The sequence below is a fragment of the Rhodobacter calidifons genome, from assembly GCF_011174775.1.
GTDB classification, from domain to species: Bacteria; Pseudomonadota; Alphaproteobacteria; order Rhodobacterales; family Rhodobacteraceae; genus Tabrizicola; species Tabrizicola calidifons.
Genome location: NZ_JAANHS010000001.1, coordinates 118167 through 143096, shown reverse-complemented (window position 1 = coordinate 143096; position 24930 = coordinate 118167). Strand labels below are relative to the sequence as shown.

The following is a 24930-nucleotide window of genomic DNA, read 5'->3' as shown; positions in this document are numbered from 1 at the left end:
GGAGGTTTCCCGATGCTGACCGACCTGCTGCCCCTGCCTGCCGAACCCAGCCCCTTCTTCGACGAGACCCCGGCCGAGCCGGTGCGCTTCACCTATTCGCACCCCGACCAGTCCGCCTTTCGCCGCCGGCTGATCCGCACGGTGGAACGGCTGTCGGGCCAGCCGAAGCTGGAGCGGCTGTATCTGGACTGGGCGCGGTCGGGCAAGCGGTCGGGGGAAAGCGTGTTCGACGCCGCGCTGCGGCTGATGCGGGTGGCGGTGCGGGTCCATGCCGACGAGGCCGAGCAGGAGCGCATCCGCCCCGAGGGCGGGCTGCTTCTGGTGGCGAACCATCCGTTCGGGGTGCTGGACGGGCTGGCGCTGGGCTGGCTGGGGATGCGGCTGCGCGGCAACGTGCGGATCCTGACCAACAGCCTGCTCTGCCGGGTGCCGGAAGTGGACCCGCATCTGTTGCCGGTGGATTTCTCGGGCACGCCCGAGGCGCGGCGGCTGACGGCCGAGACCCGGCGCAAGGCGGCGCAGCTGCTGGCCGAGGGCAAGGTGGTGGCGGTCTTTCCGGGCGGCGGCGTCGCCACGGCGAACCGGCCGCTGCGGGGCCATGCGGTCGATTCGCCCTGGCACCCCTTCGTGGGGCGGCTGGCCACGCTGCCGGGCGTGACCACGCTGCCGGTGCATGTCGCCGGGCAGAACTCGCGCCTGTTCCAGATCGCCAGCCACACCTCCTATCCCCTGCGCGTGGCGCTGATCTTCCACGAGACCCGCCGCCGCATGGGGCGCCCGCTGGAAATGACGCTCGGCGCGCCGGTCACGTCCGAGATGCTGGCCCATGTGCCGCGCGACGAGATCGCCGCGACCTTGCGCCGGCGCTGCATGGCGCTGGCCGGCCCCGCGATCCCCGACCCGGACGAGACCTTCGTCTGGCCCGCGCACGTCCGCTGGTAGGCCGCGCGGCAGGCAGGGAACCGTCACAGAAGCTTCATCCCGGTTTTCGCCAGCTGTCACATTCTCCCGCTATGACCCGTTCAACACGACCGGGGGACGATCGATGCTGGATGTTGTCGCAGTGACCAAGCTGTTCGGCCAGAAGGCCGCGGTTGACAACATCAGCTTCAGCGTGGATCGCCCGGCCTTCGTCGGCATCATCGGCCGTTCGGGCGCGGGCAAGTCCACCTTCCTGCGGATGATGAACCGCCTGACCGATGCCACCTCGGGCGAGATCCGGGTCGATGGCCGTGATGTGTTGGCGCTGAAGGGTGCCGAGGCGCGGGCCTGGCAGTCGCAATGCGCGATGATCTTCCAGCAGTTCAACCTGGTGCCGCGGATGGACGTGGCCTCGAACGTGCTGCACGGCATCCTGAACCGCCGCTCCACCCTTCAGACCATGTTCAACCTCTGGCCGCGCGCCGACATCCTGCGCGCGCTGGAGATCCTGGACCGGCTCGGCATCAGCGAACAGGCCCCGAAACGGGCCGAGGCGCTGTCGGGCGGCCAGCAGCAGCGCGTCGCCATCGCGCGGGCGCTGATGCAGGACCCGAAGATCATCCTGGCGGATGAACCCATCGCCAGCCTCGACCCGATGAACGCGCAGGTGGTGATGGACACGCTGCGCAGGATCAATCTTGAGGACGGGCGCATGGTGATCGCCAACCTCCACACCCTGGACACCGCACGCCGCTACTGCGATCGCGTCATCGGCATGCGCGACGGCCGCATCGTCTTTGACGGCACGCCCGACATGCTGTCGACCAATGTCGCGCGCGAGATCTACGGCGCCGACGAAAGCTTCAACGAGGCCGCCACCTCGACCTCGATCCCCACCGATACAACAGCCGACCGCGCCTATGCGGACGCCCTGCTGTCGTGAAACCGGCCGCAAGGCCACAACCCATGGAGTTCCCATGCAAAAGCTGCTGACTGCAACCGCCCTGACCGCGCTGATCGCCAGCTCGGCCGTCGCGCAAGACATTACCGGCTTCAACATCGGCATCCTCGGCGGCGAGAACGCCCAGGACCGTCTGACCAACAACGAATGCTTCCGCGCCTATGCCGAGGAAACGCTGGGCGTTCCGGTCAAGCTGTTCGCCCCGGCCGACTATGACGGCGTGATCCAGGGCCTGCTGGGCGGCACCATCGACATGGCCTGGCTCGGGCCGTCAGCCTATGCCAAGGTCTACCTGACCGACCCGGAAGCCGTGGATGTGGCCCTGGTCAAGACCAACCTCGACGGCACCTTTACCTACTATTCCATCGGCTTTGCCCGCGCCGACAGCGGCATCAAGTCGATGGACGACATGAAGGGCAAGGTCATGTCCTTCAACGACCCGAACTCGGCCTCGGGCTATCTGATCCCGCGTGTGGAGCTGCCGCAGCAGGGCTATTCCATCGAGCCCGGCGAATTCTTCGCCGACGTGAAATTCACCGGCGGGCATGAGCAGACCATCGTCGCCGTCGCCAACGGCACCGTCGATGCCGGCGTGACCTGGGCCGATGGCCAGGGCAACTGGGAAGACGGCTACAACTCGGGCGCGCTGCGCAAGGCGTCGGATGCGGGCCTTGTGGACATGAACGATCTCGTCGAGATCTGGCGCTCCAAGCCGATCCCGGAAGGTCCGATCGTGCTGCGCCGCGCGCTGCCGGAAGAGGTCAAGGCCAAGATGATCGACCTGACCATGGGTCTGATCGAAAAGGACAAGGAGTGCGCCTACAACATCGCCGCCGGCGAGACCGCGGGCTTCTCGAAGATCGACCACAGCTTCTACGAGACCATCGTCGAAGTGCGTCGCCAGCAGGACGGCACCTGATCCGCGCCTGATTTCCGCCGGACCCCGCCGCTCCCCGGGGTCCGGCTTCCGCTTATCTGGAAAAACCCATGGTGGATATCGCCTTCGGACCGGAAAAGGGCCAGCGGCCCGACCTTGCGGACAATCGCGAGGCCTATCTCGACATGGTCCGCCGCAAGCGGATGTATGGCGGCATCCTGATGGTCCTGTTCGTGGCCATCATGGCCTCGGGCTGGTGGCTGGCCGACAGCCGCAATGCCGGCGGCTTCTGGAACGGCCTGAGCCAGCTGTTCGATTTCCCCGCCGAGGTCCTGTCCGAGGCCTGGGCCAAGCGCGCCAATCTGCCGCATCTCTTCTGGGACCATGTCCCGGCACTGATCGAGACGCTGAACATCGCCGCCGTCGCCACGCTGATCGGCACGGTCGCCGCCATGGCGCTGTCGCTGCTGGCCACCCGCGGCCTGGCCCGCTGGCCGCGGATGATCCCGGTGTTCCGCCGGATCATGGACATGCTGCGCGCAATCCCCGAGATCGTGATCGCCCTGGTCCTGATCTTCATCCTGGGCGGCGGCCCGGTGCCGGCCGTCATCGCCATCGCGCTGCATACGGGCGGGGCGCTGGGCAAGCTGTTTTCCGAAGTGGCCGAGAATGCCGACCTCAAGCCCGTCGAGGGGCTGCAATCGGTCGGCGCCAACTGGTCGCAGCGCATGTGGCTGGGGGTGATCCCCCAGGTCGCGCCGAACTGGCTGAGCTATGCGCTGCTCCGGTTCGAGATCAACGTCCGCGCCTCGGCGATCCTGGGCTTCGTGGGCGAGGGCGGCATCGGCCACGACCTGAAGCTTGCGATGCAATGGGGCCAGGGCCGCTATGACGAGGTGGTGGCGATCTTCCTGCTCTTGTTCCTGGCCATCGTCGCCATCGACCGCATCTCGGACCATTACCGCCACAAGCTGGTGAAGGGGCACTGATCCATGACCGCAACCGCAATGGCCCCCTCGCTGGCCGAGACCGTGACCCGCCGCTTCGCCGCCCGGCGCCGCATGGCCTTTGCCATTCCGGCCGCGATCATCGCCTATCTGGTCTATGCCGCGATCAGCTTCGATGTCGCGGGCCTGGTGAACCGCGCGCGGTTCGACAATGCCGCGATCCTTCTGTCCGACTTCTGGTCGCACAAGACCCATGTCACCCGCGACAACCGCAACGGCAAGCTGACCGTCGCCATCGAGGGCGAGGCGAAGGGCACCTATCCCGAAGGCATGCTGCCCGACTGGGTCAGCGTCGCCGGCGGCGTGACGACGATCGACCTCGGGCAGGGCCATGTCGTCACCTATGACGACGCCGGCGCCCGCTATGTCGTTCCCGGCTACGGCACCATCGACATCCGCGAGGTGGACGGCCGCCCGGTCCTGACCGCGCCCGAGCCGCTGCCGTCCTGGATCAACGCGGCCGAAAACCGCATCGCCGTGACCACGCCGGCGGGGCGGTTCAACTACACGCGGTCCAAGGTGGAAACCTTCCGCTATCAGGCCGGCTGGGAGCTGTGGTTCTTCACGCTGGACAGCCCGTTCTACGGCAAGTCCCCGGGCGAGCTGGCGGGCCTGGCGCTCTGGGGCGACCGCATCGCGGCCGACAGGTCCAATCTCGGCTACATGCTGTCCGAGTTCTGGAACAACCGCATGTGGCGGCACGGCGACGTGGCCTGGGCGATCTTCGAGACGATCCTGATGGCCTTTCTCGGCACGATGACCGCCGCGCTGGTCGCGCTGCCGCTGTCCTTCCTGGCTGCGCGCAACTTCATGCCGCTGGGCATCTTCCGCGCCGCCGCGCGCCGGGTGTTCGACTTCATCCGCGGTGTGGACGGGCTGATCTGGACCATCATCCTGTCCCGCGCCTTCGGTCCAGGACCCATGACCGGCGCCATCGCCATCGCCATCACCGACACCGGCAGCTTTGGCAAGATGTTTTCGGAAGCCCTGGAAAACATCGATGAAAAGCAGGTGGAAGGCGTCCGCTCCACCGGCGCGAACGCGGTCCAGCGCGCGCGCTTCGGGGTGATCCCGCAGATCATGCCGGTCTTTCTGGCCCAGGTTCTGTACTATCTGGAATCGAACACCCGCAGCGCCACGGTGATCGGCGCCATCGTCGGCGGCGGGATCGGGCTCTTGCTGACCCAGGCGATCCTCACCCAGAAGGACTGGGAGGAAGTGGCCTATTACATGGTCCTCATCATCCTGATGGTCATGCTGATGGACAGCCTCTCGGGCTGGCTGCGCCGCAAGCTGATCAAGGGCAGCTAGGACCCGCGCTGCCGCTGCCTTTCGTCTTTGCCCGACTATCGTGAGGGTTTGGGGGTGAAACCCCCATCGCCCGAGGAGGAGGCGAAGCCCGACGACGAGACAAAGGACTTGCGCCGCAGGCGCTCCGCTTGAAAACCGCCCGCCCCGGGCGCAGCGCATCAAGGCTAACCGAACATGAATGCCCGCAGCCAACCCCTTGAAAAGACGGACCGCGAAGCCCCGGCCACGCGCGGCGCGCGCCTGTCCCCCGAGGGCGCGGTGATCCATCCCACCGCCCAGGTCGTGAATTCCCGTTTCGAGGCCTGGACCGAGGTCGGCGAAGGCGCCCGCATCCTGAACACGACCTTCGAGGCCTATGCCTACTGCGACCGCTTCGCCGACATCGCCAACACCACGGTCGGGCGCTTTGCCAACATCGCGGCGATGACGCGGATCGGTCCGACCGACCATCCCTACACCCACGCCGCCCAGCACCATTTCCTTTACCGGTCGTCCTATTACTGGGACGATGCCGAGGACGATCCGGCCTTCTTCGCCGCCCGCGCGGCGCGGCGCACGACGCTTGGCCCCGACTGCTGGATCGGCCATGGCGCGATCATCAAGCCCGAGGTCACGCTGGGCGCCGGGGCCGTGGTGGCTGCCGGCGCGGTGGTGACCAGGGACGTGGCGCCGTTCATGATCGTCGCGGGCTGCCCGGCACGGCCCTTGCGCGCACGCTTTGCGCCGGGGGTGATCGACAGGCTGCTGGCGCTGGCCTGGTGGGACTGGCCGCACGACCGGCTGCGCGCGGCGCTGGAGGATTTCCGCAGGCTGAAGGCCGAAGCCTTCCTGGAAAAGCATCACGCCTGATCGGCCACCGTCAGCGTCACCCGTTCCCCCGCGAACCAGGTCTGCCCGTGTTCGACCGGCAGGCCCTTCGGATCCACGTTCAGCGCCACGGTCCGCAGGACCGGAGCGCCGGGCCGCACGGTCAGCGCCAGCGCCAGCACGGGATCGGCCAGCTGCGCGGTGATCCGCGTCTCGGAGCGGGTGTAATCCGCCAGCCCCAGCGCGGCCAGCGCCCGGGTGATCGACTGCGTCTCGCGCAGGGCCCCGGGCAGATCGGGAAAGCGGGCGGCGGGAAAGACCGAGCGGAAGGCCGCAATGGGCTGATCGTCCGACAGCGAGACGCCTTCCACCACATGCACCGGATCGCCCGCGCGCAGCCGCAGCGCGCGCGCCTCCTCGGCGTCGCCGGGGCGCGTCTCGATCCGGCTGATCCGGCGCGAGGGCGTGTGGCCGGCCGCCAGCAGGTTCTCGTGGAACCGCACCCGGCGGCCCAGCGGATAGTCGGTCGGGCGCTGCGCGACAAAGACGCCCGAGCCGCGCCGGGAATGGACCAGCCCGGCCTCGGCCAGCGCGGACAGCGCATGGCGCACCGTGTGACGGTTCACCCCGAACCGGGCGGACAGCGCCGCTTCGGTCGGCAGCCGGTCACCGGGCCGGTAGTGCCCGGCCGCGATCTCGGCCCGCAGCGTGGCGGCAATGGCCGCCCAGAGCGCATCCTTCATCAGGTTCCCCCCGTCATGAAAACTTCACAACTCTCCGGTTGGCCTTGCCGGTCAAGTCGTCTATGATTTGTATAGTTGTATAGAGTATTGGACAACCCCTTCCAGATGTCGAGGTGGCCATGACCCCATCTTCCGCCGAGGCCCGCAAGGCCTGGATCGCAACGCTTGCCAAGGCCCCGCCCGCGCGGCTGGCGGACCTGATGCCAAGCCTGCCGCCGCATGATCTGTTGCGCGCGCCCGAGGTGGGTGCGGTCATGGTGCGTGGCAGGACGGGCGGCACGGGTGCGGCGTTCAACCTGGGCGAGATGACGGTCACGCGCTGCTCGGTCCGGCTGGGCAGCGGTCCGGTCGGCCATGCCTGGGTGCAGGGCCGCGACAAGGACCATGCCCGCCGCGCCGCGGTGATCGACGCGCTGATGCAGACCGATGCGGCGGCGGACCTTGCCGCACGGGTGATCGCCCCCTTGCAGGCCGAGGCCGAGGCGCGCCGCGCGGCCCGCGCCGCGAAGGCCGCCGGGACGAAGGTCGAGTTCTTCACCATGGTCCGGGGAGAGGACAATTGAGCGCCGCAACCCCATCCGCAGCCCAGAGCGAGGCCCAGAGCGAGGCCCCGAGCGAGGCCCGGAGCGAGGCCCGGAGCGAGGCCCTGTCCGGCGGCTTCGCCGATGCCCCGGTCCAGTCGGCCCGCGCCTTCCGCGAGGTTCTGGAGGCGATGGCGCGTCCCGGCACCATCCGGAAGGTGGCGGGTGCCCGGCCCCCCGCGCCGCTGTCGGTCGCGGCGGGGGTGGCGCTTCTGGTGCTTTGCGATCCCACCACGCGGCTGCATCTGGCCGGCGCCGCCGATTGCCCGCCCGTGCGGGACTGGGTGGCCTTTCACATCGGCGCGCCGCTGGCCCCGGCCGAGACGGCGGATTTCGCCCTTGGCCGCTGGGAGGCGCTGCAACCCGTCACGCGCTTCCGGATCGGCCAGCCGGATTACCCCGATCGCTCGGCCACGCTGATCGTGGAATGCGACCGGCTGGTGAACCATGGCCCCGCCCTGACGGGACCGGGGATCGAGACGGCGACCTGGCTGAACCTGCCGGAAACCGCTGCCTTCCGCGCCAACCGGGCGCTGTTTCCCCTGGGCTTCGACTGCCTGTTCACCGCCGGCGACCGGATCGCCGGTCTGCCCAGGTCCACCCGTGTGGAGAATATCTGATGTATGTCGCCGTGAAGGGTGGCGAACGCGCCATCGACAATGCGCACCAGTGGCTGGCCGAGGAACGCCGGGGCGACCTTGCGGTCCCGGAACTGACCATCCCGCAGATCCGCGAACAGATGAAGCTGGCGGTGAACCGGGTGATGGCCGAGGGCTCGCTGTACGACCCCGACCTGGCCGCCCTGGCGATCAAGCAGGCCCGCGGCGACCTGATCGAGGCGGTCTTCCTGATCCGCGCCTACCGCACCACGCTGCCGCGCCTTGCGGCTTCCCGGCCAGTTGCAACCGGGGCGATGGCGGTGGACCGGCGGATTTCGGCGACCTTCAAGGATCTGCCGGGCGGGCAGGTGCTGGGCCCGACCTTCGACTACACCCACCGCCTGCTGGACTTCGCGCTGATGGCCGAGGGCGAGCCGCCGACCGGCGCGGCGCCCCTCAGCCCCATCCCCTTTCCACCGGGGGGAGGGGAGGCTCCCGGCCCGGCTGCTCCGCCAGACGCTGCAAGCGATGCGCCTCCCTCCCCCCGCGTGGGGGAGGGATGGGGTGGGGGGGCACCCCGCTTGCCGCATGTCACCGGCTTCCTCAACCGGGACGGCCTGATCGAGACCGCCGAGGCGAGCGATCGGACACCTCCCGACCTGACGCGCGAGCCGATGGAGCTTCCCGCCGACCGCGCCTTGCGGTTGCAGGCGCTGGCGCGGGGGGATGAGGGGTTTGTGCTCGGCCTCGCCTATTCCACCCAGCGCGGCTATGGCCGGACCCATGCCTTCGTGGGCGAATTGCGCATCGGCACGGTCGCGGTCGAGGTCGAGATCCCGGAACTGGGCTTCGCGGTCGAGATCGGCGAGATCGAGCTGACCGAGTGCGAGACGGTGAACCAGTTCAAGGGCAGCCGCACCGAGCCGCCGCAGTTCACGCGCGGCTATGGCCTTGTCATGGGCCAGTCGGAACGCAAGGCCATCGCGATGAGCCTGGTGGACCGCGCCCTGCGCTGGCAGGAGCTGGGCGAAGATTTCACCGGCGCCCCGGCACAGGATGAGGAGTTCGTCCTGATGCACTGCGACAACATCCAGGCCACGGGGTTCCTGGAACACATCAAGCTGCCGCACTACGTCGATTTCCAGGCGGAGCTGGAGCTGGTGCGCAAGCTGCGGGCCGAGGCGGCGGCACTGCGGGAGGCAGCGGAATGACCGATCAGGCTTACAACTTCGCCTATCTCGACGAACAGACCAAGCGGATGATCCGCCGCGCGATCCTGAAGGGCATCGCCGTGCCGGGCTATCAGGTGCCCTTCGCCAGCCGGGAGATGCCGATGCCTTATGGCTGGGGCACGGGCGGGGTGCAGGTGACGGCGGCCTGCCTTGTGCCCGAGGACCGGCTGAAGGTCATCGACCAGGGCGCGGACGACACCACCAATGCGGTCTCGATCCGCCGCTTCTTCCAGCGCACCGCCGGGGTGGCCACGACCGAGGCCACCACCGAGGCGACCGTGATCCAGACCCGTCACCGCATCCCGGAAACACCTCTGAAGGCGGGCCAGATCCTGGTCTATCAGGTGCCGATCCCTGAACCCCTGCGCTTTCTGGAACCGCGCGAGACCGAGACGCGGAAGATGCACGAGCTGGAGGAATACGGGCTGATGCATGTCAAGCTGTATGAGGACATCGCGCGCCACGGGCAGATCGCGACCAGCTACGCCTATCCGGTGAAGGTCGAGGGGCGCTATGTGATGGACCCCTCGCCGATCCCGAAGTTCGACAATCCGAAGCTGTCGGGCAATCCGGCGATCCAGCTGTTCGGCGCGGGGCGCGAGCAGCGGATCTATGCGCTGCCGCCCTGGACCGAGGTTGTCAGCCTCGATTTCGACGATCACCCGTTCGAGACCTCGAAGGCGCCGCATGACTGCGACCTCTGCGGCGCGCAGGACAGCTATCTGGACGAGGTGATCACCGACGATCAGGGGGGGCGGATGTTCGTCTGTTCCGACACCGATTTCTGCGCCGGGCGGCGGGCGAAGGGCCATGCGGGTCGGTTGGGCGCAGGGCAAAAGTCTTCGAAGACTTTTGCAAATTCCTTCGAAGGAATTTGGCCCGGGACGGAGGGCGCGCGATGACGATGATGGAGCGCATGGCCGTGACGGATCAACCGCTCTTGCGGGTCGAGGGTCTGACGAAACGCTATGGCCCTCGCATCGGCTGTGCGGATGTGTCCTTCGACCTCTATCCCGGCGAGGTGCTGGGGATCGTCGGCGAAAGCGGTTCGGGCAAGTCCACGCTGCTGTCCTGCCTTGCGGGCCATCAGCGCCCCGACCTGGGCCGGATCACCTATGACGGGCGCGACGTGCTGGCGATGAGCGAGACCGACCGCCGGCGCCTGTCGCGCACCGACTGGGCCTATGTCCACCAGAACCCGCGCGACGGGTTGCGCATGGGCGTCAGCGCCGGCGGCAATGTGGGCGAGCGGCTGATGGCAGTGGGCGCGCGGCACTATGGCGAGATCCGCGGCAAGGCGCTGGACTGGCTGGGCCGGGTCGAGATCGCGCCGGACCGGATCGACGACCGGCCAAGTGCGTTCTCGGGCGGGATGCAGCAGCGGTTGCAGATCGCACGGAACCTTGTCACATCGCCGCGGCTGGTGTTCATGGACGAACCCACCGGCGGGCTGGACGTCAGCGTGCAGGCGCGGCTTCTGGACCTGTTGCGCGGGCTTGTCCGCGACCTCGGCCTGTCGGTCATCATCGTGACCCATGACCTGGCCGTGGTCCGGCTGCTGGCGCATCGGCTGATGGTGATGAAATCGGGGCGCGTGGTCGAACAGGGCCTGACGGACCAGGTGCTGGACGACCCGCAGCACGGCTATACGCAGCTTCTGGTCTCGTCCGTGCTTCAGGTGTGAGATGGCGCGGCGGGGGGCCAGCCCCCCGCACCCCCCGGGATATTTCTGGACAGATGAAGGAACGTCCGATGATCGAGGTGCATGATCTGGCCAAGAGCTTTACCCTGCACAACCAGGGCGGCGCGGTGATCCCGGTGATGGCGGGTGCTGCGCTGACCGTGGCGCCCGGGGAATGTGTCGGCCTTGTCGGCCGGTCCGGGGCGGGCAAGTCCACGCTGATGCGGATGGTCTATGGCAATTACCTGGCGGCCTCGGGCAGCCTGATCGTCGCCGGGGTCGATGTGGCAAGGGCCTCTCCGCGCGAGATCATCCGGCTGCGCCGCGAAACGCTGGGCTATGTCAGCCAGTTCCTGCGCGTCGTCCCCCGCGTGCCGACGCTGGATGTGGTGGCAGAGCCGCTCTTGGCCCTTGGCATCCCGGCCGCCGAGGCGCGGAACCGGGCCGCGGCGCTCTTGTCCCGGCTGAACATCCCCGAACGGCTCTGGCCCTTGTCGCCCACCACCTTCTCGGGCGGCGAGCAGCAGCGGGTCAACATCGCGCGGGGCTTTGCCCATGCCTATCCGGCGCTTCTGCTGGACGAACCGACCGCCAGCCTGGATGCCGCCAACCGCGAGGTGGTGCTGGGCCTGATCGAGGAAGCCAAGGCGCGCGGCGCGGCGATCCTGGGGATCTTCCACGACGAGGCCGCCCGGGCGCGCGTCTGCGACCGGCTGGTGGACGTCACCGGCTTCACGCCCAGCGTCGCGGCATGAGCCTGGTGCCGGCCATCTTTGCCGTGGTCGGGCCCTCGGGGGCGGGCAAGGACACGCTGCTTCGCGGTGCGCTGGCCGCGCGGCCCGACCTGCGGCTGGTGCGCCGGGTCATCACCCGGCCCTCCGAGGCCGGGGGCGAGGAGTTCGAGGGCGTCACCGAGGACGAGTTCGCCCGCCGCCGCGACCGGGGCGCCTTTGCGCTGACCTGGGAGGCGCATGGCCTGTCCTACGGTATCCCGAGGGCAGAGGTCGAAGGTCCGGTCGCGGTGATCTTCAACGGCAGCCGCGCCGCGCTGCCCGAGGCCGTCCGGGTCTTTCCGGGCCTGCGGGTGATCCTGGTGACGGCACCCGACATCGTTCTGGCGGCCCGCCTGTCCGCGCGGGGCCGCGAAAGCGCCGAGGACATCCGCGCAAGGCTGTCCCGGGCCGCCTTCGAGATGCCGCCGGGGATCGCCTTCCAGACGGTGGTGAACGATGCCAGTCCCGAGATCGGCACCGCGCGGCTTCTGGCCGCGCTTCAGCCGGTCAGGGCATAGCGGTGGAGAAGATGGAAGTGGCCGTCCGCATCCTCGCCGAAAAGGCACAGGTCCTGAATCTGGAAGGGCCGGGGCAGGGCGTCGGCGAAATGCGCGGCAAGCGCCGCCATCACCGGGGCGGGATCGGCCAGCCGGTCGGTCAGCGTGAGGTGGAAGCGGAATTCCTCCATCACATAGGGATAGCCCCAAAGGTGCAGCAGGTCGCGCTGGCGGGGCGTGAGGGTTTCGGGGCGGCGGCGGGCGATCTCGGCCGCGGTCAGGGGGGCGCGGAGGGCGTTCGTGCCCTCGACCACCGCAGCGCCAAGGTCGAGAAGGGCCGCCTCGCAGCCCTCGGGGGTCAGGGCGAGGAAGCCGTGCAGGTTCTCCAGCCGCAGGCCTTCGCAGGTGACGGGCGCCAGACGCGCGGCCAGTGCGGCGACATGGGCGGCGGCGGCCTGGGGCGTCACGCCTTCGGCCAGCCGGAAGGGCGCGCGGATCGTGCCGTGAAATCCGTAGCGGCGCGGGTCGGCGGTGAACGTGGCGGTTGCGGGCAGGCCCGGCAGATCGGGCTGGGTCAGCGTCCGGCCGGTGGCCGGATCGCGGCCGAGCCATTCATTCGCGCGATCGGCGAGGGCGCCGGGGCGCGGAGCATAGTAGACGGCGAAGCGTTTCATCTGGTCCATGGGCGGGGCCTAGCGGGCGATTGTCACTTGCGCGTGACGGATCTGTGTCAGCAGACGCCAGCCGCAGACGGACCGCAAGACAAGAGAGCATGACATGACGACCGAGACGATCCTGGCCAACGCGACCCTGGTGCTGCCGACCGAAACCCTGCGCGGGCAGTTGCGCGTTGTCGATGGCCGCATCCAGGACATTGCCGAGGGTACGGGCGTGCCCCACGGCGCGGTGGACTGCGGCGGCGACCTGGTGATGCCGGGGCTGATCGAGCTCCACACCGACAACCTGGAACGCCATATCCAGCCGCGTCCCAAGGTGGACTGGCCGCATGCCGCCGCGATCATCGCGCATGACGCCGAGCTGGCCAGCGTCGGCATCACCACGGTCTTCGACGCGCTGCGGGTGGGGTCGGTCGTGTCGAACACCAGGATGAACTATGGCGAATATGCCCGGGCGCTGGCCGACGAGATCCTGGGCCTGCGCGCGGGTGGCGCCCTGAAGATCAGCCATTTCCTGCACCTGCGGGCCGAGGTCTGTTCCGAAACCCTGATCGAGGAGCTGGACAAGTTCGGCCCCGAGGACCGGATCGGCATCGTCAGTCTGATGGACCACACGCCGGGCGCGCGGCAGTTCCGCGATGTCTCGAAGCTGAAGGACTACTATGTCGGCAAATACGGAATTTCCGAGGCCGACTGGGAGGCGCATGTCGCCGCGCAGAAGGCGCTGCGGGCGCGGCTGGGGGCGGCGCACGAGGCCGCCGCCGTCGCCGCTGCCCGCCGCTATGGTGCGGTGCTGGCCAGCCACGACGACACCGAGCCGGACCATGTGGTGCAATCCGCCGCGCATGGCGCGCATTTCGCCGAGTTCCCGACCACCGTCGAGGCGGCCGAGGCCTGCCAGGCGCATGGCATCAAGGTGATGATGGGGGCGCCGAACCTGATCCGCGGCGGCAGCCATTCCGGCAATGTCGCGGCGCAGGACCTGGCCGAGGCTGATCTTCTGGACATCGTGTCGTCGGACTATGTGCCCTCGTCGCTGCTGTCGGCGGCGCTGATGCTGGGGGACCTCTGGGGCGACGTGGCGCGGGGGATTGCCACGGTCACCGCCGCGCCGGCCCGGGCGGTGGGCCTTGACGACCGCGGGGCGCTTGTCGAGGGCCACCGGGCCGACATCGTGCGGGTGGCGAGGATCGGTCAGGCGGGCGCCATTCGCGGCGTCTGGGTGCAGGGCAACCGGGTCGGCTGATCGCGCGGGGCCCGTGGCCTCCGGCCTCTCTAGCCGCAGCTGGTCTGCCAGGACCGGCTGGTGAAATCCCAGCACTGGCCGATGGACTCCTTGAGGTCGTAGATCACGTCCAGCGACTGGCTGGGCGTGTCGGGGTCGCAGGTCAGCCGGGCGATGATGGCTTCGCCTTGCCGCACGGTGACTCCGCCGCGCAGGCCGCCGGTCGCCTCCGGGTCGCGGGTGACGCTGGTCCAGACCTCGTAGCTGTAGCCTTCGTTCGGGAAGGCGACGGTTTCCCAGATGTCGTTGCCGATGCCGGGCCAGGGGGTGAAGGCCAGGGTTTCGAGGGGTTGGGAGAGGGTGAGTTCGGGCCTCCGGTCCGGGCGGAGTGTGCGGTGATGGGGCAGGGGGCGCAAGGTGGGGAAGGGCGGATCAGCGATTGTCAGACTTGACCAGACGCAGCTTGAACCATTGCGCGAGAGCGTCTAAATCGGTCGCACCTTCGGCAACTGACACCACGATATCGTCGATCCATTCTTCTTCAGCCAATCGAATTTCGTATCCGCTGCGTTCCACCATCAAGAGCGTGACGATCAGCGCCGAGCGCTTGTTGCCATCGACGAAACCGTGGTTCTGAACCAGAGCGTGCAGGAGGGCCGCGGCCTTGCGATGAATCGGACGGTGGTAACCTGAATATGGCCTGCCGATTGCCGACTGGATTGCATCCAGACTGACAATGCCGCCCCGGCCACCGTAGGTCAGGGCTTCATCATGCGCCGCCAACACATCGGCAAGCGTCACACGGTAATGGCTCACCGGTTCACAAGGCGCTTCAACGCGTCGTGATGCTTACGCGATATGGCCCTGATGACCCGCTCGGACCCCAGACTGACCTTTGCGGGCTTTTGCGTCAGCGCAGAAGCTGCGCGCGCCTTGGCTTTCGTGCTGGAGCCTTGCGGCTCGTCAAGCGCGCGAGACGTTGGATCGGCGATCCGCTTCGAAGTCTTCTCGAAACTTGGCATATTCGCAGGCCCTTACTGATCCAGGAACGACCTCAGCTTCCGGCTCCGGCTCGGGTGCTTCAATTTGCGCAGCGCCTTTGCTTCGATTTGCCGGATGCGTTCCCGCGTCACGCTGAACTGCTGGCCCACTTCCTCCAGCGTGTGGTCGGTGTTCATCCCGATGCCGAAGCGCATCCGCAGGACACGTTCCTCGCGGGGCGTGAGGGAGGCCAGCACGCGGGTCGTGGTTTCCTTCAGGTTTTCCTGAATGGCGGAATCCAGCGGCAGGATCGCGTTCTTGTCCTCGATGAAATCGCCAAGCTGGCTGTCTTCCTCGTCGCCGATGGGCGTTTCCAGGGAGATCGGTTCCTTGGCGATCTTCATCACCTTGCGGACCTTCTCCAGCGGCATCTGGAGCTTCTCGGCCAGTTCCTCGGGCGTGGGCTCGCGGCCGATCTCGTGCAGCATCTGGCGGCCCGTCCGCACCAGCTTGTTGATCGTCTCGATCATGTGGACCGGGATGCGGATCGTGCGGGCCTGATCGGCGATGCTGCGCGTGATCGCCTGGCGGATCCACCAGGTGGCATAGGTCGAGAACTTGTAGCCCCGGCGGTATTCGAACTTGTCCACGGCCTTCATCAGGCCGATGTTGCCTTCCTGAATGAGATCAAGGAATTGCAGGCCGCGGTTGGTGTATTTCTTGGCGATCGAGATCACCAGACGCAGGTTGGCCTCGACCATTTCCTTCTTGGCCTGACGCGCCTCTTTCTCGCCCTTCTGGACCTGGTTCACGATCCGGCGGAATTCGCTGATGTCCACGCCGACATACTGGCCGACCTGCGCCATCTCGTTGCGCAACTCCTCCACCTTGTCGCGCGAGCGTTCGATCAGCGCTTGCCAGCCGCGGCCCGGTTTCTGCGCCATTCGGTCGAGCCAGGTCGGGTCCAGCTCATACCCCTGGTATTCCTGGATGAATTCCTGCCGGTTGATCCGCGCGGCATCGGCCAGCTTCACCATGGCCGAATTGATCGACATGATCCGCTTGTTGATGCCGTAAAGCTGGTCGATCAGCGCCTCGATCCGGCTGTTGTTCAGGTGCAGCTCGTTGACCAGAAGCACGATCTCTGACCGAAGCTTCTGATAGGCGGCCTCGTCCGCCGTCGAGAACCGCTGAGACGACGACAGCGTCGCGTTCATGCGGCTTTCCTGCATGGCGGCCAGCTTGTCATAATCGCGCGCGATCAGGTCCAGCGTTTCCAGCACGCGCGGCTTCAGCGCGGCCTCCATCGCCGCCAGCGACATGTTCGAGGCCTCGTCATCCTCGTCCTCGTCCATCTCGGCGATGATCGGGTTGCCATCAGCATCCAGTTCGGGCTCGGCGCTGGAGGCCCGGCGCGGGGCTGCCTGGCCGACGCCCACCTCGTCCAGCGCCGGGCCGTCCATCTCGCCCTCCTCGCCGTCAAGGCTGCGGCCGAAGGTTGCCTCGAGGTCGATGACGTCGCGCAGGAGAATCTCTTCGTTCAGGAGTTCGTCGCGCCAGATGATGATGGCCTGGAAGGTCAGCGGGCTTTCGCAGAGGCCCGCGATCATCGTGTTGCGGCCGGCCTCGATCCGCTTGGCGATCGCGATCTCGCCCTCGCGGGAGAGGAGTTCCACGCTGCCCATCTCGCGCAGGTACATCCGCACCGGGTCGTCGGTGCGGTCCAGCGTCTCGGCGGTGGTCCCGGCAACCGCGATCTCGCGGCTGGTGGAAGTTTCGACCAGTTCGCCCGCAGGCGCCTCGCCGTCCTCGACCTCTTCGTCCTCGATGATGTTGATGCCCATTTCGGACAGCATCGACATCACGTCCTCGATCTGTTCCGAGGACACCTGATCCGGCGGCAGGACCGTGTTCAGCTGGTCATAGGTGATGTAGCCGCGCTCCTTGGCGTCGGCGATCATCTTCTTGACCGCCGCCTGGCTCATGTCGAGCGAAACATCCGCGTCATCGGTTTCCGGCTTGGCGTCGTCGGTGTCCTTGAGGGCCATGGGGTCTCCATCGGGGGCGAATCGGTGCAAGGCTGGTCGAATCAATAACGCGAATCAGACCGGGGGAAAGGCCGAATCAGCGGTTTTTCTTGACCCAGACCTGGCTATCGATCAGGGATTGCAGATGTCTTGACAGGGCGGTGCGGTCTTCGCCGAGGTCCGAACTGTCGGTGATGCCGCCTTTTTCCGACCGATGGCGGGCTTCGGCGGCCTGGGAAAGCCGCCAGGTCAGGCCTTCGTCGGGCAGGCCGTCCATATCCTCCATCGCATCTTCGATCTCGCGGCGTGCGCCCCGGCGGGCTTCCAGTTTGGCCAGTTCCTCGGCAAGGCAGAGCGCTGCAAGCTCGTCGTCCTGGGTGTTGCGGACCGGGGGTGCGATGGCGACATGGGGACGCGAGAGGAGTGCGTCAAGGGCCGCAGGCGCGGATTGGGCGATCTTCGCACGCAGGTCCGGCATGTCGGCGCCCGCAAGGATCATCTGGCGCAGCATCTCGTGGTCCTCGCCGGTCAGGTCCAGCCGTTCAAGCGCGCTTTCGAAGCGGTGGATCAGCGCGGGGTGCAGGATCAGCGTGGCCAGGATCACCGCCTCGCGCAGGGCTTCTTCGACGGGGCCTTGCGCCTGGGCCAGAAGCGAGGAACGGGTGGAGGCAAGCGCGCCGCCCGGGGGCGCAAATCGGCCGCGACCGGGACGGAACGGGCCGGGCTGGAAGGGTCGATACTGCGCCGTGCCGAACAGGTCCAGCCGCAGGCGCTTTATCTCGTCGGCATAGTGGCTGCGGATCGAGGGGTCGGTGATGCGTGCGAGGTGGCCGCGCAGCACCTTGTCCAGCGCGGCGCGACGTTCGGGGCTGTCGAAGACGCGGCCCTCGGTCTCGCGCTGCCAGAGAAGCTGCACCATCGGCTTCGCCTGGTCGAGCACCGCCTGCATCGCGGGCGCGCCTTGCGCCTTCAGAAGGTCGTCGGGGTCCATGCCCCCCGGCAGGATGGCGATGCGCAGCGCCTTTCCGGCCTCGAGGAGCGGCAGGGCGAGGTCGATGACCCGTTGGGCCGCCGCGATCCCGGCCTTGTCGCCGTCCAGCGCCATGATCGGCTCGTCACTGATCTTCCAGATCATCCGCAGTTGATCCTCGGTGATCGCGGTGCCGAGGGGGGCGACGGCGGCGGTGAATCCGGCCTCGGACAGGGCGATCACGTCCATGTAGCCTTCGGCGACGATCAGGGGCTTGCCCTTGCCCGCCGCCTCGCGCGCGGGGGCGTGGTTGAAGAGGGTGCGGCCCTTGTCGAACAGGTCCGTTTCCGGGCCGTTGAGGTATTTCGCCGGGGCATTGGGGTCGAGCGCGCGCCCGCCAAGGCTGATCGGGCGGCCTCGGGTATCCTTGATCGGAAAGATGATGCGCCCGCGGAAGCGGTCGTACAGGCTGCCGTCGTCGGCCCTGGCGACAAGGCCGGAGGCCACCATGAGGTCCGGCGCGATTCCCTTGGCCGCGAGGGCGTCCTTCAGGGCGTGGCGGTTGTTCGGCGCCCAGCCGATGTCCCAGCGGTCCCAGGCTGCTTCGGTCAGGCGGCGCTTCTGCGCGAGGTAACTGCGCGCGTCGGCCCCGGCGGCGGTCTTCAGTTGCAGGCGGTAGAACTTCACCGCCTCGTCCATCACCTGTTGCAGAAGCGTGCGGCGGTCGGCGCGTTCGGCGGCCCCCGGGTCGCGGGCGGGGATCTGCATCCCGGCCTCGCGGGCGAGGATTTCCACCGCCTCCATGAAGCCGAGGTTTTCGGACTCTTTCACGAAGGTGACGGCATCGCCCTTCGCATGGCAGCCGAAGCAGTAGTAGAACCCCTTGCGGTCATCGACGTGGAAGCTGGCGGTCTTTTCCTGATGGAAGGGGCAGGGGGCCCAGAAATCGCCCTTGGCCAGGTTCGACTTGCGCATGTCCCAGGTGACTTTCCTGCCCACGATGGAGGACAGGGTGACCCGGGTGCGCAGTTCGTCGAGGAATCCGTTCGGCAGGGGCATGGCTCTGCTTATATCAGATCGCGCGCCGGGTGCAGCCCCCGGGGGCCAGCCCCCGGACCCCCGGGATATTTTCGGACAGATGAAGAACCCTAGAGACCCAGCCGGTCGCGCATCGCATACCAGGTCATGGCGGTGACGAGGAGCGGCCAGCGCAACAGCGCCCCGCCGGGGAAGCGGTATTGCGGGACCGAGGCCATCAGGTCGAAGCGTTCCATCTGGCCCGCGGCGGCTTCGGCCATCAGCTTGCCCGCAAGGGTGGCCATCGCGACGCCGTGACCGGAATAGCCGGAGGCGGAGAGGATGTTCTGACCGGGACGCGTGAAGCAGGGCATCCGGTTCACGGTGATCGCGAGGGTGCCGCCCCAGGCATAGTCGATCCGGGTTTTCGCAAGCTGCGGATAGACCTTCAGCATGGGTTTCGAGACGGTCCTGATGATGTCGGGGAAGCGGTAGCCGTAGGATTCTCCGCCGCCGAAGAGCAGGCGGTTGTCTTCGGAGAGCCGCCAGTAGTTCACCACGAAACGGGTGTCGGCCACGGCGACGGGTTCGGAGAGGAGGTCGCGCGCCGCTTCACCCAATGGTTCAGTTGCGACGATGAAGTTGTTGATCGGCATGACTTTTGCCGAAACCTTGGGGGAAAGCTGGCCAAGGTAGCCGTTCCCGGCCAGGATCACCGTGGCGCAGTCGACGTGGCCCGAGGGCGTGCGGACCACCGGGCGCGGGCCGGGTTCGACGCGGTGGACTTCCGAAAGTTCGTGGATGCGGACCCCCGCCTTCGCGGCAGCCTGCGCAAGGCCGATGGCGTAGTTCAACGGATGCAGGTGGCCCGCGTCGCGGTCGATCTCGCCGCCGACATATTCGGTCGATCCGATCAGCCGCCGGATACCGGTTCTGTCCAGCGGTTCGAGATGCTGATAGCCGTAGTCGCGTCTCAGCTTCTCGGCATAGGCGTGGGCGTCGCGGACCTCGGCTTCTGACCGGCAGGCGTGGGCGATGCCCGGGTGGAAGGTGACCGGCATGGCGTGGTCGCGGATGAGGGATTTGACCAGGGTCTTGGCTTCCTCGGCCAGATCCCACAGGCGGCGGGCGTTTTCGCGCCCCACGGTCCTTTCCAGCCAGACCTGATCCTGTCGCTGGCCAGAGCCCACCTGACCGCCGTTGCGGCCCGAGGCGCCGAAGCCCACGCGATGCGCTTCCAGCAGCACCACGTCGAAACCGCGCTGCGCGAGGTGCAGCGCCGCCGACAGGCCTGTGTAGCCCCCGCCGACCACGCAGACATCGGCCCGGGTCGCGCCCTTCAGGACCGGAAAGCGGTCGATGGGCGCGGCCGTCGCAGCATAGTAGCTGGCCGGCCATTCCCCCCGCCGGTCGTTCGCGTGCAGAAGGTCGACCATCAGACGTTGAGGAGCAGATGCTCCCTCTCCCACGGGCTGATGACTTGCAGGAACTCCTTGTATTCGTTCCGTTTCACGCTGTCATAGACCTTGATGAAATCCTGTCCCATCACGTCCTTCAGCGCCTCGTCCTCGTCGAGAAGGTCCAGCGCGTCGCCGAGGTTCACCGGGATGTCTTCCGAATCGATATAGGCCGAGCCGGTGAATTCGGGCCGCGCCTCGGTCTTGTTCATCAGGCCGAGATAGCCGCAGGCGAGGGTGGCCGCGATGCCGAGGTAGGGGTTGCAGTCCATGCCCGGCAGGCGGTTCTCCACCCGGCGGGCCGAGGCGCCGGAGATCGGGACACGCAGGCCCGTGGTGCGGTTGTCGCGGCCCCATTCCAGGTTGATGGGCGCGGCGAAGTCGGGGACGTAGCGGCGGTAGCTGTTGACGTATGGCGCGAACAGGGCGACGGCGGCGCCGAGGTGTTTCTGCAATCCGCCGATGAAATGCAGGAATTCCGGTGTCTCCACCCCCTTCGGTCCGGCGAAGATGTTCTTGCCGGTTTTCGTGTCCACGACCGAGGTGTGGATGTGCATCGCCGATCCGGGTTCCCCGGCGATTGGCTTGGCCATGAAGGTAGCAAAGCAGTCATGCCGCAGGGCCGCCTCGCGGATCAGGCGCTTGAAGAAGAAGACCTCGTCGGCCAGCCGGATCGGGTCGCCGTGGGCGAGGTTCAGCTCGATCTGGCCCGCGCCGCCTTCCTGGAGGATGCCGTCGATCTCCAGCCCCTGGGCTTCGGCATAATCGTAGATGTCGTCGATGACCTTGCCGTATTCGTCAACGGCGGACATGGAATAGGCCTGCTTGCCAGCTGCCCGGCGGCCGGATCGGCCCATGGGCGGGATCACCGGCTGGTTGGGGTCGATGTTGCGGGCGGTGAGGAAGAATTCCATCTCGGGCGCGACCACCGGGCGCCAGCCTTGCGCGGCGTAAAGATCGACGATCCGGCGCAACACGTTGCGGGGCGAGAAGGGGACGAGGTTGCCCTGCTGGTCCTTGGCGTCGTGGATCACCTGAAGCGTCACGTCCGCCGTCCAGGGCGCGGCGGTGGCGGTGGACCAGTCGGGCTCCAGGATCATGTCGGGTTCGGTGAAGGCGTCGAAGGGGTTGTCGGCCCATTCGCCGGTGATCGTCTGAAGGAAGATGGAATTCGGCAGGAAGTAGCTGGTCTGCTTGGCGAATTTCGCGGCAGGCATCGCCTTGCCGCGCGCCACCCCGGCGATGTCGCCGATGATGCATTCCACCTCGTCCACCCGGCGGTTGCCGATGTAGTCGCGCGCTGCCTCGGGCAGCTGGTCGGTCCATTTGGACATATGTCACACGTTGGTTGGGGGTGGCCCCCGCGCTGTCTAGGCGCGGAGCTTCTCGGCCCCGGTTGTCTTGGCTTGGCGGGTCAGGAAGAAGTCCGCGATCCGGTCGGCCATCGACGGGCTGTCGAGCGGCGTGTCAAGCCGTTGGGTGGCATCGGCCAGAAGCGCGTCGGGGACCAGACCCGGCCCCCGGTGCTTGATGAGCCCTTCCATGAACTCCTTGCGGAATTCGGGGTGGGGCTGGACGGTGAACATGCGGTCGTCATAGAGGAGCGCCGCATTTTCGCAAAGCGCGGTCGAGGCGAGGACCTTCGCCATCTCGGGCTTCTTCACGACCTGGTCCTGGTGCCAGGCGTTCAGCGTATAGGTCCGGTCGCCGAAATCGTATTCGGTGGGTCCGACTGTCCAGCCGCCGGCGAATTTCTCTACCTTGCCGCCCATGGCCTGGGCGATGATCTGGTGGCCGAAGCAGATCCCGACCACAGGGACATGCGCGGCATAGGCGGCGCGGATGAAATCCTCAAGCGGCGGGATCCAGGGGTGAGGTTCATAAGCGCCATGGCGCGAGCCGGTGATGAGCCAGCCGTCGCAGTCGTGCACCGACCCGGGAAATTCATTGCGCAGGACGGCCCAGCGGCGGAAGGTCAGGCCCTTGCCGGCAAGCAGGGTCTCGAAGAAATCCGGGTAGTCGCCCTGGTGGCGCAGTGCGTCGGGGCTTTCGCCGGTCTGGAGGATGCCGATCTGCATCGTCTTGTCCTTCGCTTTGCCTCAAGGTGGGTGCGCCGGGGTGGATTGGTCAAGGGGGCTCGTCTTGCGCCTTCGGCGTCTCTTGGCGCGGCGCGGGCAGCGACGAGGGCCGAAGGCAACCGAGGAGCGGTCAGACGGTGTCGAGGTAAAGTTCCACCCTTTCCTCGGGCGACAGTTCGGCGATGTAGTGCAGTTCCTGCCGCTTGGTCTGCACCATGTTGCGGATCAGTTCCTTCGGCAGGAAGCGGGACAGCACGTCCGAATGTTCGAACGCGTCGATCGCGGCTTCCCAGGTCGAGGGGATCTGCGGCAGGTCCATCGCATAGGCGTTGCCGGTCACGGCGGGCGGGGGTTCGACCTCGTCCTCGATGCCGGTCAGGGCAGCACCCAGGATCGCGGCGAGCATCAGGTAGGGGTTCACGTCCCCGCCCGCGACCCGGTGTTCGATGCGCCGCGCGGCGGGGTTGCCGGCCGGGATGCGGATGGCTGCGGTGCGGTTCTCATAGCCCCATGAGATCGCGGTCGGGGCATGCCGGCCCGGCACGAGGCGTTCGTAGCTGTTCAGATGCGGCGCGAAGAGCAGCGTGGAATCGTGCATCGCCGCCAGGCACCCCGCAACGGCGTGGCGCAGCTGCGCGGTGCCTTTGGGTCCGCCGCTGTCGAAGATGTTGTCGCCCTTTTCGTCGATCACCGAGAAATGCGTGTGCAGGCCGGACCCGGAATAGTCGGCATAGGGCTTGGCCATGAAGCTGGCGGCGAAGCCGTGCCGGCGCGCCAGGCCCTTGACCAGCATCTTGAACAGCCAGGCATCGTCGGCGGCGCGCAGCGCGTCGTCGCAATGCATCAGGTTGACCTCGAACTGGCCAAGGCCGGTTTCCGACGTCGTGGTGTCGGCCGGAATGTCCATCGCCTCGCAGGCGTCGTAGAGGTCGGTGAAGAAGGTGTCGAAGGCGTCCAGCGCCCGGATCGACAGCGTTTCGGCCGCCTTGCGGCGCTTGCCCGAGCGGGGCGAGGGCGGGACCTGAAGCGTCTTGCCCGAGTCGTCGATCAGGAAGAATTCCAGCTCCATCGCGCAGACCGGCGTCAGGCCGCGGGCCTTGTAGCGGTCCACCACAGCGCGCAGCGCATGGCGCGGGTCGCCCTCGTAGGGCTGGCCGTTCTCGCGGAACATCCAGATCGGCAAAAGCGCGGTCGGCGCCTCGAGCCAGGGCATCGGCATGAAGCCGCGTTCGGTGGGTTTCAACACCCCGTCCTGGTCGCCCTGTTCGAAGACCAGCGGGCTGTCGTCGATGTCCTCGCCCCAGATGTCGAGGTTCAGGACCGAGAAGGGGAACCGCGTTCCGTCCTTCACGACCTTCTCGGCAAAGCGGGCCGGCACGCGTTTGCCCCGCGCCTGTCCGTTGAGGTCCGCGGCGGCCACGCGAATGGTCCGCACGTCGGGGTGCTTTCTGAGGTAGTCTTTCATGTTCATGTCGTCGCAAGGTCACGGCACGATCTGCCCGCGCCCGCAGCCAGCCGTGGCTGCCCCCTGCGCAGGATGGGACCATGCCCTTGGCCCTTCCCCTGGTTTCGATCTTTTCCCCCGCAGGCCTTCTTTTCGGCGTTTCCGCGGGTCCGGGCGGGTGCCCGGATAATTTGATCAAATCCAGCCTACTACCGGATCAGGTTCGGACGCAAGCGGATTCTGCTTCGGCTGTTGGAGGGCAGGTGCCGGTTCAGCCGCTTGTTGATCTGTCCGTAGAACGTGGTGACGGCGAGGGTCAGCAGGATGAAATAGAAGGCGACGATCGGATAGGGGATGAAGGGGTTGAAGGTCTTGTCGGCAAAATACTTCGCGTAATAGAGCGCATCGCCCTTCTGCCCGAAGGCCGGGAAGCCCGAAAAGAACACCAGCGTCGTGGCGTGGAACAGGAAGATCGCCTCGTTGGTGTAGGCGGGCCAGCCAAGGCGCAGCATGGTGGGCCATTCGATGCGGATGAATTTCTTCCAGCCGGTCAGGCCGTAGGCCTCGGCGGCCTCGAGGTCGCCCTTGGGGATCGATTTCAGCGCGCCGTGGAAGATCTCGGCCGAATAGGCGGCGGTGTTCAGGAACAGGACCAGAAGCGCGCCGGCCCAGGCCCGGGTGGTCCAGGCGGTGTTGAGGTAGATCCCCAGGATGTCGATCCCGCCCTTGGGCAGAAGGACCAGCGCCTCGTAGGCCAGGAAGAACTGGATGAACAAGGGCGAGCCGCGGAAGATGAAGACGAACCACTCGGCAGGCTTGCGGATCCAGGGGTTGCGCGCGGACTTGGCCAGCGCGACCGCATTTGCCAGGAAGAACCCCGCCAGCAGCGCCAGGATGCCGAAGTAGAGGTTCCACAGCATCCCCGACCCGATCAGGGTGAACTGCTGGCACAGCGTGAAGTCGGACCGCGGCAGGAGGTTCTCGCCGATCCCGATGGAGCGCAGGCCATAGGCCTGGATGGTTTCCCAGCAGGTCATGCTCATGCGCCGGTCTCCCCGGCGGGA

At 67.3% G+C, this 24930-nt stretch carries 25 protein-coding genes; 14 read left to right on the top strand and 11 right to left on the bottom strand.

Going from position 1 to position 24930, the window contains the following annotated elements:
- Positions 1–12: 12 nt before the first annotated feature.
- The 6 genes from G8O29_RS00735 to G8O29_RS00710 all read left to right on the top strand — a co-directional run bounded on the left by G8O29_RS00735 (position 13) and on the right by G8O29_RS00710 (position 5926).
- A complete protein-coding gene (locus G8O29_RS00735; RefSeq protein WP_166401318.1) occupies positions 13–942 on the top strand; it encodes a 1-acyl-sn-glycerol-3-phosphate acyltransferase in 930 nt (309 codons plus the stop codon).
- A gap of 103 nt (positions 943–1045) precedes the next feature.
- The gene (gene phnC, locus G8O29_RS00730) at positions 1046–1864 is read left to right on the top strand and encodes a phosphonate ABC transporter ATP-binding protein (protein ID WP_166401317.1); all 819 of its coding nucleotides are present in this window, start codon (positions 1046–1048) and stop codon (positions 1862–1864) included.
- Between the two features lie 34 nt (positions 1865–1898).
- Entirely contained in the window at positions 1899–2801 is a 903-nt protein-coding gene (gene phnD, locus G8O29_RS00725; RefSeq protein WP_166401316.1) for a phosphonate ABC transporter substrate-binding protein, read from the top strand.
- A gap of 68 nt (positions 2802–2869) precedes the next feature.
- Complete coding sequence (gene phnE / locus G8O29_RS00720; RefSeq protein WP_166401315.1) at positions 2870–3748, top strand: phosphonate ABC transporter, permease protein PhnE; 879 nt, start codon at positions 2870–2872, stop codon at positions 3746–3748.
- Between the two features lie 3 nt (positions 3749–3751).
- The gene (gene phnE, locus G8O29_RS00715) at positions 3752–5077 is read left to right on the top strand and encodes a phosphonate ABC transporter, permease protein PhnE (protein WP_166401314.1); all 1326 of its coding nucleotides are present in this window, start codon (positions 3752–3754) and stop codon (positions 5075–5077) included.
- Positions 5078–5251: 174 nt separating this feature from the next.
- The gene (locus G8O29_RS00710; RefSeq protein ID WP_166401313.1) at positions 5252–5926 is read left to right on the top strand and encodes an LbetaH domain-containing protein; all 675 of its coding nucleotides are present in this window, start codon (positions 5252–5254) and stop codon (positions 5924–5926) included.
- Here G8O29_RS00710 and phnF read toward each other — a convergent pair.
- Positions 5917–6627, bottom strand: coding sequence for a phosphonate metabolism transcriptional regulator PhnF (gene phnF / locus G8O29_RS00705; protein WP_166401312.1), 711 nt, complete (start codon positions 6625–6627; stop codon positions 5917–5919). The genes G8O29_RS00710 and phnF overlap by 10 nt on opposite strands.
- A gap of 119 nt (positions 6628–6746) precedes the next feature.
- On the opposite strand from phnF, the gene phnG reads away from it, so the two are divergent.
- The 7 genes from phnG to phnN all read left to right on the top strand — a co-directional run bounded on the left by phnG (position 6747) and on the right by phnN (position 12011).
- On the top strand, positions 6747–7190 hold the full coding sequence (gene phnG, locus G8O29_RS00700; RefSeq protein WP_166401311.1) for a phosphonate C-P lyase system protein PhnG: 444 nt from the start codon (positions 6747–6749) through the stop codon (positions 7188–7190).
- An 83-nt stretch (positions 7191–7273) separates the two neighbouring features.
- On the top strand, positions 7274–7828 hold the full coding sequence (gene phnH / locus G8O29_RS00695) for a phosphonate C-P lyase system protein PhnH (protein ID WP_166401633.1): 555 nt from the start codon (positions 7274–7276) through the stop codon (positions 7826–7828).
- Complete coding sequence (locus tag G8O29_RS00690; RefSeq protein WP_166401310.1) at positions 7828–9018, top strand: carbon-phosphorus lyase complex subunit; 1191 nt, start codon at positions 7828–7830, stop codon at positions 9016–9018. The genes phnH and G8O29_RS00690 overlap by 1 nt, the downstream gene beginning before the upstream one ends.
- On the top strand, positions 9015–9941 hold the full coding sequence (locus G8O29_RS00685) for an alpha-D-ribose 1-methylphosphonate 5-phosphate C-P-lyase PhnJ (protein ID WP_166401309.1): 927 nt from the start codon (positions 9015–9017) through the stop codon (positions 9939–9941). Before G8O29_RS00690 ends, G8O29_RS00685 begins: the two co-directional genes overlap by 4 nt.
- 5 nt (positions 9942–9946) lie before the next feature.
- A complete protein-coding gene (gene phnK, locus G8O29_RS00680) occupies positions 9947–10723 on the top strand; it encodes a phosphonate C-P lyase system protein PhnK (protein WP_437440790.1) in 777 nt (258 codons plus the stop codon).
- Positions 10724–10791: 68 nt separating this feature from the next.
- Positions 10792–11475 carry a phosphonate C-P lyase system protein PhnL gene (phnL, locus tag G8O29_RS00675; RefSeq protein ID WP_166401632.1) on the top strand — a complete coding sequence of 228 codons (684 nt, stop codon included), beginning with the start codon at positions 10792–10794 and terminating at the stop codon, positions 11473–11475.
- On the top strand, positions 11472–12011 hold the full coding sequence (gene phnN / locus G8O29_RS00670; RefSeq protein ID WP_166401307.1) for a phosphonate metabolism protein/1,5-bisphosphokinase (PRPP-forming) PhnN: 540 nt from the start codon (positions 11472–11474) through the stop codon (positions 12009–12011). Before phnL ends, phnN begins: the two co-directional genes overlap by 4 nt.
- Here the strand turns inward: phnN and G8O29_RS00665 are convergent.
- Positions 11993–12664: a DUF1045 domain-containing protein gene (locus G8O29_RS00665; protein WP_367890109.1), complete on the bottom strand. Its 672-nt coding sequence runs from the start codon at positions 12662–12664 to the stop codon at positions 11993–11995. The genes phnN and G8O29_RS00665 overlap by 19 nt on opposite strands.
- A 103-nt stretch (positions 12665–12767) precedes the next feature.
- Here G8O29_RS00665 and G8O29_RS00660 point away from each other — a divergent pair, with 103 nt between their 5' ends.
- On the top strand, positions 12768–13913 hold the full coding sequence (locus G8O29_RS00660) for an alpha-D-ribose 1-methylphosphonate 5-triphosphate diphosphatase (protein WP_166401305.1): 1146 nt from the start codon (positions 12768–12770) through the stop codon (positions 13911–13913).
- Positions 13914–13942: 29 nt separating this feature from the next.
- On the opposite strand, the gene G8O29_RS00655 is transcribed toward G8O29_RS00660, so the two are convergent.
- The 9 genes from G8O29_RS00655 to G8O29_RS00615 form a co-directional block, all read right to left on the bottom strand.
- On the bottom strand, positions 13943–14308 hold the full coding sequence (locus tag G8O29_RS00655; protein WP_166401304.1) for a hypothetical protein: 366 nt from the start codon (positions 14306–14308) through the stop codon (positions 13943–13945).
- A gap of 16 nt (positions 14309–14324) precedes the next feature.
- On the bottom strand, positions 14325–14708 hold the full coding sequence (locus G8O29_RS00650; protein ID WP_166401303.1) for a type II toxin-antitoxin system death-on-curing family toxin: 384 nt from the start codon (positions 14706–14708) through the stop codon (positions 14325–14327).
- Between the two features lie 218 nt (positions 14709–14926).
- Complete coding sequence (rpoD, locus tag G8O29_RS00645) at positions 14927–16921, bottom strand: RNA polymerase sigma factor RpoD (protein ID WP_166401302.1); 1995 nt, start codon at positions 16919–16921, stop codon at positions 14927–14929.
- Positions 16922–16997: 76 nt separating this feature from the next.
- On the bottom strand, positions 16998–18929 hold the full coding sequence (gene dnaG / locus G8O29_RS00640) for a DNA primase (protein WP_166401301.1): 1932 nt from the start codon (positions 18927–18929) through the stop codon (positions 16998–17000).
- Positions 18930–19018: 89 nt separating this feature from the next.
- Positions 19019–20323 carry an NAD(P)/FAD-dependent oxidoreductase gene (locus tag G8O29_RS00635; RefSeq protein ID WP_166401300.1) on the bottom strand — a complete coding sequence of 435 codons (1305 nt, stop codon included), beginning with the start codon at positions 20321–20323 and terminating at the stop codon, positions 19019–19021.
- A complete protein-coding gene (locus G8O29_RS00630; protein ID WP_166401299.1) occupies positions 20323–21678 on the bottom strand; it encodes a glutamine synthetase family protein in 1356 nt (451 codons plus the stop codon). Before G8O29_RS00630 ends, G8O29_RS00635 begins: the two co-directional genes overlap by 1 nt.
- A 36-nt stretch (positions 21679–21714) precedes the next feature.
- Entirely contained in the window at positions 21715–22422 is a 708-nt protein-coding gene (locus tag G8O29_RS00625; RefSeq protein ID WP_166401298.1) for a type 1 glutamine amidotransferase, read from the bottom strand.
- 130 nt (positions 22423–22552) lie between these two features.
- On the bottom strand, positions 22553–23887 hold the full coding sequence (locus tag G8O29_RS00620) for a glutamine synthetase family protein (protein WP_166401297.1): 1335 nt from the start codon (positions 23885–23887) through the stop codon (positions 22553–22555).
- Positions 23888–24075: 188 nt separating this feature from the next.
- On the bottom strand, positions 24076–24903 hold the full coding sequence (locus G8O29_RS00615) for an ABC transporter permease (RefSeq protein ID WP_207623619.1): 828 nt from the start codon (positions 24901–24903) through the stop codon (positions 24076–24078).
- Positions 24904–24930: the final 27 nt, after the last annotated feature.